This is a genomic window from Kitasatospora sp. NPDC059827 (assembly GCF_042731675.1).
Classification (GTDB): domain Bacteria; phylum Actinomycetota; class Actinomycetes; order Streptomycetales; family Streptomycetaceae; genus Kitasatospora.
The window spans coordinates 42531-51240 of record NZ_JBHWIV010000009.1; the positions used below are offsets into that span (position 1 = coordinate 42531).

At 72.0% G+C, this 8710-nt stretch carries 11 protein-coding genes and 1 pseudogene; 7 read left to right on the forward strand and 5 right to left on the reverse strand.

Annotated features, from left to right (window positions below):
• Positions 1 to 6: 6 nt before the first annotated feature.
• Positions 7 to 894 carry a helix-turn-helix domain-containing protein gene (locus ACFV8H_RS08175; RefSeq protein ID WP_380397485.1) on the reverse strand — a complete coding sequence of 296 codons (888 nt, stop codon included), beginning with the start codon at positions 892 to 894 and terminating at the stop codon, positions 7 to 9.
• Positions 895 to 1069: 175 nt separating this feature from the next.
• Here ACFV8H_RS08175 and ACFV8H_RS08180 point away from each other — a divergent pair, with 175 nt between their 5' ends.
• From ACFV8H_RS08180 to ACFV8H_RS08205, 6 genes are all read left to right on the forward strand, one after another.
• Entirely contained in the window at positions 1070 to 1438 is a 369-nt protein-coding gene (locus tag ACFV8H_RS08180) for an ATP-binding protein (RefSeq protein ID WP_380397487.1), read from the forward strand.
• Positions 1435 to 1692 (forward strand): hypothetical protein, encoded by a 258-nt coding sequence (locus ACFV8H_RS08185; RefSeq protein WP_380397489.1) that lies wholly within the window; start codon positions 1435 to 1437, stop codon positions 1690 to 1692. The genes ACFV8H_RS08180 and ACFV8H_RS08185 overlap by 4 nt, the downstream gene beginning before the upstream one ends.
• The gene (locus tag ACFV8H_RS08190) at positions 1689 to 1814 is read left to right on the forward strand and encodes a hypothetical protein (RefSeq protein WP_380397491.1); all 126 of its coding nucleotides are present in this window, start codon (positions 1689 to 1691) and stop codon (positions 1812 to 1814) included. The genes ACFV8H_RS08185 and ACFV8H_RS08190 overlap by 4 nt, the downstream gene beginning before the upstream one ends.
• A 63-nt stretch (positions 1815 to 1877) precedes the next feature.
• Complete coding sequence (locus ACFV8H_RS08195; protein ID WP_380397493.1) at positions 1878 to 2327, forward strand: hypothetical protein; 450 nt, start codon at positions 1878 to 1880, stop codon at positions 2325 to 2327.
• A gap of 252 nt (positions 2328 to 2579) precedes the next feature.
• Entirely contained in the window at positions 2580 to 3653 is a 1074-nt protein-coding gene (locus ACFV8H_RS08200; RefSeq protein WP_380397495.1) for a serine hydrolase domain-containing protein, read from the forward strand.
• Between the two features lie 118 nt (positions 3654 to 3771).
• Positions 3772 to 4887 (forward strand): alpha/beta hydrolase, encoded by a 1116-nt coding sequence (locus ACFV8H_RS08205; RefSeq protein ID WP_380397497.1) that lies wholly within the window; start codon positions 3772 to 3774, stop codon positions 4885 to 4887.
• Positions 4888 to 4932: 45 nt separating this feature from the next.
• Here the strand turns inward: ACFV8H_RS08205 and ACFV8H_RS08210 are convergent, their stop codons facing one another.
• The 3 genes and pseudogenes from ACFV8H_RS08210 to ACFV8H_RS08220 all read right to left on the reverse strand — a co-directional run.
• Positions 4933 to 5649, reverse strand: a complete 717-nt coding sequence (locus tag ACFV8H_RS08210) for a DsbA family oxidoreductase (RefSeq protein ID WP_380397499.1) — start codon at positions 5647 to 5649, stop codon at positions 4933 to 4935.
• A 92-nt stretch (positions 5650 to 5741) separates the two neighbouring features.
• On the reverse strand, positions 5742 to 6299 hold the full coding sequence (locus tag ACFV8H_RS08215; protein ID WP_380397645.1) for a GNAT family N-acetyltransferase: 558 nt from the start codon (positions 6297 to 6299) through the stop codon (positions 5742 to 5744).
• A gap of 171 nt (positions 6300 to 6470) precedes the next feature.
• Positions 6471 to 6842, reverse strand: a pseudogene (locus ACFV8H_RS08220) (MerR family transcriptional regulator); the annotation flags it as partial.
• A 146-nt stretch (positions 6843 to 6988) separates the two neighbouring features.
• Between ACFV8H_RS08220 and ACFV8H_RS08225 the strand changes: the two are divergent.
• Positions 6989 to 7969, forward strand: coding sequence for an oxidoreductase (locus ACFV8H_RS08225; RefSeq protein ID WP_380397501.1), 981 nt, complete (start codon positions 6989 to 6991; stop codon positions 7967 to 7969).
• Between the two features lie 63 nt (positions 7970 to 8032).
• On the opposite strand, the gene ACFV8H_RS08230 is transcribed toward ACFV8H_RS08225, so the two are convergent.
• Positions 8033 to 8521 (reverse strand): hypothetical protein, encoded by a 489-nt coding sequence (locus tag ACFV8H_RS08230; RefSeq protein ID WP_380397503.1) that lies wholly within the window; start codon positions 8519 to 8521, stop codon positions 8033 to 8035.
• Positions 8522 to 8710 lie beyond the last annotated feature (189 nt).

Below are 8710 nucleotides of genomic sequence, written 5' to 3' on the forward strand. Positions count from 1 at the left end.
CGCCTTTCATTCCTGCAGTAGGTACAGAAGGTGTTGGATCAACCCCCAGGAGTCTCGTGAATCATCCTGCATCGACCTATCGCTGCTGATGGCGGGTAGGGCGATCTCGCTCAGCTGCTCGAAGCGATCGCGGTAGCTGGCGATCGAGGTCTGATCAACGAGGTACTCGGCAGAGGTTGGCCCATCCAGGATGACTGTCGAGAGCGCAGGTGAGCTAGGAGTGCAGACCAGGAATGAATTCGCCCGTGGGGGCTTCTTCGGGACCGTGAATGGCAGTACTTGGATGGTGACGTTGGGCAGCTCTGAAATGGCGAGCAGGTGTGTCAACTGGGCGCGCATCACAGCTTTCCCGGGAAACTGCATGCGCAGGGCGGCCTCATGGATGACGAATCGGAACTGCCTCTGCCGTTCGTCGGTCAGGATGCGCTGACGCTCGGCGCGGAATTGGACCGTTGCCTCGGTCGTCTGCTTCCGCTCCGGGTATGCGTCCTCGAACATCGCCTCGGTGTAGGCGGGCAGCTGTAGATAGCCGGGGATGTAGAAGGTTTCATAGTTGTCCAAGATGGATGCCCGGGCCTCGGTTTCGGCCAGATCGAGGGCCCTGGGAGTGATCTGCCCCTTGAAGGCAGTCCACCAGCCCTTGCCGTCGCTGGCTCCGAGATCGTCCAGCTCGGCCATGTAGGTCTGGTCTGTGCAGCCGTAGTGGCTCAGCAGTTTGGTGAGCCGCGCAGAGTCCAAGCCTGTGCGGCTGGCCTCGATGTGGCTGAGCTGGGGCGCTCCCATCTCGATGAGGGCGCCGGCATCCTTCACGGCGAGACCGGCCTCCTCGCGCAGGCGCCTCAGCTCGACGCCGAAGCGGCGCTGACGTTCGCTGATCTCGGTCCTGAGTGCCAAGGATCTTCCCTTCCGTGTCGGCGCAGTCTCTCTCCCTGGGACTGCGAGGCGCCACCCACAAGGGTGATGCTCGGCGAAACTGTTGCAGGTTTGAAACTGCCTGCCCTACTCTCAGTGTTGCACCGGTCACTTGGCGGAACGTCAGTGGCCCCCCACCTCTTCCCAGGGGTTACTCATGTGTGCCTTCGTTCCCCCCGACTGCTCCGCCGCCCGCAGCGAGCTCTCCTCCCTCCTCTCCGCCGCCGGGTGGCCGCCCTCCCTCGTCTCCGACGCCGAACTCGCCTTCCACGAGCTCTTCGTCAACGCCTGGGAGCACGCGGGCAGCCCGGCGCCGCTCTGCACCTTCTCCCTCTCGCCCCTCCGCCTCCGGGTGCAGGTGTGCGACGACAGCCCCGTCCTCCCGCCCCCGCCCGACCTCCCCGCGGACCCGCTCTCCCTCTCCGGTCGGGGCCTCCACCTCGTCCGCGCGCTCACCCACCGCTTCGGTGCCGACCCCCGCAAGCACGGCAAGGCCGTCTGGTTCGAACTGGAGCCCCTCGCGTGAACCCGAACCACCACCGCCGGCCGATGCAGCCCACCGATCCCCGGATCCGGGCCTACACCGACGACCACATCCGCACACTCCTCGCCGAACTCCACGAGCGAGGCCGCAAGTTCGGCCTGATCTTCCCCTCCGCGACCACCGACCGGACCCTCGACGGCCGCATCCTCGTCCGCTTCAACACGGCGCCGGCCTCGACCCTCCTCAACCTCCTCACCCTCCTCCTCGACGCCGACCGCGACCGCGAGCGCCCGTGAGGTTCCTGATCGCCACCGCCTTCGCCGTCCTGCTCGCCCTCGCGCTGGCCACCGTCGCCCTGGGCGTGGTCACCCCACTCAACGTTGCAAGGCCCGACGAAGAGGAGCCCCAGGATGTCTGACCTGAACCTCTACCGCCTCCTCTCCGCCGTCCAGCGCATCGCTGGTGTGGAACCCTGAGTCGCATGGACGAGGTTGCGAGCCGCCTGCGCGGCGCCTGGGAGTGGTGGCACGCCGCCATCGAGGACTCCCAAGAAGGCCACTGGATCCGCACCGACTTCGAACGGGAGGTCGTGGACGACATCGCCGCCGTGACCGTCGGCGGCCCGGTGCCGTCCGGTGAACTGCCCTGGCGCGGTCGGCTGGCCCGCATGGCCATGTGGGGCTCGGCCGTCCGGCTCGCCGCGAAGGCCGGGGGCTGGGAGCTGACGTCCGTCGTCGGGGTGGACCCGCCCCGGCCCGCGGGCATGGCCGAACTGCTCTCCGCCCTCTACGCCGTGGGGGAGCTGGGCGAACTCTGGCTGATCCGCCTCAAGGAGGACGGCCCGCCGTCGGCGGTCCTCGCGGCGAGGGCGGAGGCCTTCCTCTTCGGGCCCGGCTCGGCCGAAGACCTTCGCCAGTTCTTCTATGACTAACTGAGTCCCTGGCGGCACACGTGCCAAGGGGGTCTCGGAACAGGAAGTCGGCCCTTCCGACTTCCTGTTCCGGTGGGAGTCGCCGAGTCCGGCGATCGCGACGCAGGGTCAGGGGCGAGTCCCGAGGCGGGGTCCGGGGCGGCTCAGGGGCCGGTCAGGGTCGAACCCGATATCCGGTGCCCGGGCGGCTCGGCAGGATGAAGGACGTCGCAAGGACCCGCCAAGCCGAGCCGATCCCACGGAGTCCCACCCATGAAGCCCCTCGCTCGTCGCGCCGCCACCCTCGCCCTGGCCTGCTCCGCCGGTGCGATCGTCCGGGTCGGCGAGCCGGGCCAGTTGTGGAAGGGCTCCACCGTCGACAGCCGGACCGGCCGCAAGATCCCGGAGAACGCGCACTTCCATGCCGGCAGCATCTCCAAGGTCTTCCAGACGACCGTCACCCTCCAGCTCGCGGCCGAGGGCCGGCTCGACCTCGACCAGACCGTCCAGCACTACCTGCCCGGTCTGCTCCCGGACACCTTCCAGCCGATCACCGTCCGCGAGCTGATCAACTACACCAGCGGCCTGCCGGACGTGGACGAGGGCAAGCCCAACGCCGGCGTCGACGACACGATCGCGAACCGCTACACCTTCCGGACCTTCGACGAGGTCGTCCAGGACACCCTGCGCCCCACCGACCGCCCGTGGCCCGGCCCGCACTTCGCCCCCGGCACCGAGCAGGAGTACAACTCCCTGGCGTTCCGGATCGGGGGCAGGCTCATCGAGCGGATCACCGGCCACTCGTTCAAGGAGGAGGTCACCGACCGCATCCTGGAGCCGCTGCACCTCGACCAGACCTCGGTGCCCGAGGATGACCCCGAGATGCCCCGGCCCTACCTGCACGGCTACATGACCGACAGCCGGGGCGAGGCGGTGGACGTCAGCGAGCAGGGCGGCACCCCGTCCAACATGATCTCCACCCCGGCCGACCTGGACCACTTCATGACCGCGCTGTTCCAGGGCCGCCTGCTGCCCGCCGCACAGCAGAACGAGCTGTTCACCCTGCCCAAGGACGACCAGGGCAAGCCCGTCCCGTTCGTCGGCGGCACCTCCTGCAACAAGGTGGCGTGCTTCGGCGCCGGCCTGATGTCCACGCCGCTGCCGAACGGCGCCGTGCTCTGGGGCAAGACCGGCCACGACGACGGCTACGCCAACGGCATGTTCGCCACCCGCGACCTGTCCGTCCGGGCCGTGTACTCGGTCTCGAACCTCAGCTCCGACTTCGCGGCCCCGACCCCGCTGGCCAACCGCCTGCTGGGAGCCGTCCTGGCGCCGGCTGCCAGGTAGCCGCCGCGGCCGGGGACCATCTCCGCTCACCGGAAGTCGGCCCCGCCGACTTCCGGTGCGTGAATTCCCTGCCGCCTCAGCTGCAACCGAACACCTGTATCCACCCGTTTCAGCAGGTGTGAACCTCACCGGCACCCCGTTCCTCGTCCTCGCGATGCTCCTCGTCCCGCTCTCCGTGGCTCTGCTGATGTACCTGTGGAACCGGGTGCGCGGCCCGCAGGCCCTGCGGTTCGGGTCGCGGCTGCTCATGGTGGCCTTCGCCCAGGTCACGGCGGTGACGCTGGTGTTCGTGCTGGTGAACAACGACAACCAGCTGTACGGCAGCTGGGACGACCTGCTCGGCACCGGCAACCACGTGCGCGCCGTGCCCGTGCCGCCCCCGGCGGACGCCACGGCGGCCGCGAACGCGCCCGACCAGCCCAAGGTGGTGCAGCAGTTCGGGCCGGTGGACGACAACGCCGTGCCGAAGGACGTGAAGACGACCCAGCTCAAGGGCCGGGTGTCCGGGGTGGACGGCGAGGTGCTGGTCTGGACGCCGCCGCAGTACGACGACCCGGCCTACAAGGACAAGAAGTTCCCGGTGGTCGAACTGCTCGCGGGCTTCCCCGGCTCCTCCAGCGCCTGGTTCGGCACGATGACCGCCTCCAAGCAGCTGGCGCCGCTGATGAAGTCCGGGCAGGTCGCGCCGTTCATCCTGGTCGCGCCGCGCGTCGTGCTGCTCGGCAGCCACGTCGACACCGGCTGCGCGGACGTGCCGGGCAAGGTCAACGCCGAGACCTGGTTCGCGCGTGACGTGCCGCAGATGGTGCTGGACAACTTCCGCGCCGAGCCCGGCCCCGAGCACTGGGGGGTGGCCGGCTACTCGGCGGGCGCGCACTGCGCCGTCCGGCTCGCCCTGGGGCACCCGAACCGCTTCCACGCGGCCGTCAGCATGTCCGGCTACAACGACCCGATGGGGGAGCCCGCCTCGCTGACCGCCAAGGACGGGCACCTGCGCGAGGTCTCCAACCCGGTCTACATGCTCCAGCACGCGCAGACGCCGCCCGACGTCGCCCTCTACGTGACGGGCAAGAAGGGCGACGGCTTCGAGGACGCCCTGGCGCTCCAGAAGAACGCCAAGGCGCCGACCACCGTCACCCCGGTGGAGGTCAACGGCCCGCACCTGACCTCCACCTGGCAGCCGCTGGTGCCGTCGGTGTTCACCTGGTTCACCCAGACCATCGGGAAGGGCTGAGGACCAACGGCCGAGGATCAACGGCCGAGGATCAAGGGCCGAGGATCAACGCGGGGGCAGCTCGCAGCCGTCCGGCCCGCAGGCCTCGGCGTCGCCGGGCGCGCCGACCTGGACCAGCGGAGCCGGCACCCGGCTCTCCCAGGCCTGCTCCAGCGCCATGGCGAAGGTCTCGGCGGGCTGGGCGCCGGACACCCCGAGCCGCCGGTCGAGCACGAAGAACGGCACGCCCGTCGCCCCCATGGCGCTCGCCGTCGCCTCGTCCTCGTGCACCGCCTCGGCGTAGGCCTCCGGGTCGGCCAGCACCGCGGCCGCCGCCCCGCCGTCCAGTCCGGCCCCGACGGCCAGCTCGACCAGCCGCCCGGGGTCGAAGGCGGAGCGCTCCTCGGCGAAGTTGGCCCGGTACAGCGCGTCCAGCAGCTCGGCCTGCCGGCCGTGCTCGGCGGCGAAGTGCAGCAGCCGGTGCATGTCGAAGGAGTTCGCGGCGTCCCGGCCCTCGTCCAGGTACGGCAGGCCCTCGCCGCGCGCGTTCTCGGCGATCCGGGCCTCGGCGGCCTCGGCCTGCTCCAGGCTCAGCCCGTACTTGGCGGCGAGCAGCGGGATGAGCGGGCGGGCCGCGCTCGGCGCGTTGGGGTCCAGTTCGAAGGAGCGGTGGACGACCTCCACCTCGTCGCGGTGCGGGAACGCCGCCAGGGCCTTTTCGAACCGGGCCTTGCCGATGTAGCACCACGGGCAGTTGATGTCGCTCCAGATCTCCACGCGCACGGCGCCGCACTCCTTTCGTCGCGCAGGGCTGTCCCGCGTCGATATCCGGGGGAACGTGCTCCGGGACCTGAATATTTCTCGTTCTGAAATATTCAGGTGCGGGGGTCGGCGACCGCCCGCTCGTAGCGGCTCATCCACAGGACCGGGACGTCCTCCCGCCGCTGCCCCGGCAGGCCGAGCCACCGGGCGTCGCCGCGGTGGGTGAAGCCGCGGCGCTCGTAGTAGTCGCGCAGCGAGCGGTTGTGGGAGACGCAGTCCAGGCGCAGCGCGGCCGCGCCGCGCTCGCGGGCGCGGTCCTCGGCCCAGGCGAGGATCACCCCGCCCAGGCCGCGGGCCGACCGGCGGACGGCGAGCCGGTGCACGTAGCCGGCCGTGCCGCCGACGTCCGCCCACAGTTCGTCGGCCCAGTCCAGGGTGACGGTTCCGGCGGTCTTGTCGCCGACGTCCACCAGCCAGGTCTCGCCGCGTTCGATCGCCGCGGCCACCCACGTGGGCGGGAAGCGGTCCGGCCACTGGCGGATGCCGCGCCCGCCCAGCCAGCCGGCCGCCTCGTCCAGCACCTCCAGCACCTCGCCGGTGTCGGCCGGGGTGGCGGGCCGGAACGACACCCGGTCGCCGGCCCACTCGATCGGAGCGTTCGTCGTTGCCACAGTCCTACCGTCCTGCCGTTCGGGTGCGAAGGCCGATGCGGGATCCCCCGCCGTCCAGCGTTCCGGCTCCGCCGGTTCTTCCGGTGCCTCCGGCGGTCCGGGGGTTTCCGGTGCCTCTGGGGCTCCCAGCGGCCCCGGGGCTCCGGGTGCGGGCGGTCGGCCCGGGCGGACGGTCGGGTCCCAGAGGCCGGTGGCCTCGCCGCGCGCGAGGTGCTCGGCGTAGACGGCGGTCTTCCAGGCGATCACCGAGCGGCACTCCTCCAGCGCCCGGATCCGCTCGTCGACGCGCCGCTGGTGGGCGTCGAGCAGGCGCAGCCGCTCGGCCTCGTTGCCGGGGCCCCGGCGCACCAGCTCGGCGAAGTGCCGCAGCTCGGCGAGCGGCATGCCGGACTCGCGCAGCTTGACGCAGATCCGCAGCCACTCCACGTCGAAGGCGCCGTAGCGCCGACGGCCGCCCGCGCTGCGCCGGACCGGCTCGACCAGCAGGCGCTCGCGCTCGTAGAAGCGCAGGGCGTCCACGCTGAGCCCGGTCCGCTCCGCCACCTCGCCGATGCCCAGCACCGCCCCGCCGTCCCCGGCCCCGTCGTCGCCGCCGCCGTCAGCGTCCCCGTCACCCACCATGCCGCCCAGCCTAGTTCGGAGGCGACGGACTTGAACTGGACCGCACTCCAGCTCCTACCGTCCTCGCCATGACCACCGATGACCAGCGGCCGCTCGGCTCGCCCTTCTCCGCCACCAGCACCGCCGAGGCCGTCACGGCCGGCCTCGACCTCTCCGGCCGGACCGCCGTCGTGACCGGCGGCGCCTCCGGCCTCGGCCTGGAGACCGTACGGGCCCTGAGCGCGGCCGGCGCCCGGGTGATCGTCCCGGCCCGCCGGCCGGAGCCCGCCCGCGACGCGCTGCGCCACCTCGACGGCTGCGAGGTCGTGCCGGCGGACCTCACCGACCTCGACAGCGTCCGCTCCGCCGCCGAGCTGATCGCCGGGGCCGCCCGGCACGTCGACCTGCTGTTCGCCGTCGCCGGGGTGATGGCCACCCCGGAGCGGCGCGTCGGGCCGGGCTGGGAGGGGCAGTTGGCCGCCAACCACCTCGGGCACTTCGCGCTCGCCCGCGCGCTCCACCCCTTGCTCGCGGCGCGCGGGGCCCGGGTGGTCGTCAACAGCTCGGCCGGGCACGCCCTGACCGACATCCGCTGGCACGACCCGCACTTCCACGACGGGTACGACAAGTGGCTCGCGTACGGCCAGTCCAAGACCGCCAACGTGCTGTTCGCCGCGCACCTCGACGTGCTCGGCCGGGCGGACGGCGTCCGGGCCTTCGCGCTGCACCCCGGCAAGATCATCACCGGTCTTCAGCGGGAGCTGACCCTCCGGGAGCAGGTCGAGCGCGGCTGGGTGGACGAGCGGGGCGCGGTCGTCGGGGCGGACTTCAAGTCCCCCTCCCAGGGCGCCGCCACCGGCCTGTGGGCGGCGACCTCCCCCCTCCTCGACGGCCGGGGCGGGCTCTACCTGGAGGACTGCGAGGTCGCCCGCGTCGCCGCCCCCGGGGATTCGATGGACGACGGCGGCGTCCGCGCGTACGCCCTCGACCCCGGTTCGGCGGCCCGCCTCTGGGACGTCTCCCTCGCCGCGACCGGAGCCGCCCCGATCACCCGTGGTCGAGGCCGCTGAGCCCGCTGAGGCCGCTGAGCCCACCGAGCCCGCCGCGCTCGGCCGAACACGCCGAGGCGCCCGCTACAGGCAGACCCAGCAGTACAGCCGTTCGCCCGCCGCACGCGCCCGGCGGGCGAGGGCGATCAACTCCCCGGCCAGTGGGAGCAGATCCGTCCGATCCGCCCCGCCCCACTCCTCGGCCTCGGCCCACTGCCGGACGGCCTCCGGTATCCGGTCGTCGGGGACCTCGGCGAGCGCGTCCCGGGCGGCGTCACCGAGCTCGAACGCCCACGGGCCGGTCGACCACGGGTCGTCCTCGTCCCAGGGCCCGTCCGGGCCGGGTTGCGGGGTGGCCGGCCAGACCGGTGTGTCCTCCACCAGGTCGACCCGCCACGGCTCCGCCCGGACCGCCGCGACGAGCTTCCCCAGCAGCACGCCCGGGTCGATCCGCTTGGCCTCGAGCACGTCGAAGTCCGCGCGGACGGCGGCCATCGAGCCGTCGGCCGCCGCCAACGCCCGCACCACGGTCTCCGCGTCGGGTGCGCGGAAGTAGTCGGTCAGCACGCCCATCCAGGCCGCCCCCCTCGTCTCGGTTCCTGCGGGCAGTCCAGCAGACGCCACTGACACCGTTCACTCGATCGGCTGACGCCCGGAGTGGGAAGTCGGCCGGGCCGACTTCCCTTCGAGCGCTTCCTGCGGGCCGTGGTGGACCGCCACCCCGACCACCCACTGCTGCTGGCGATGGCCTCCGGCCTGACC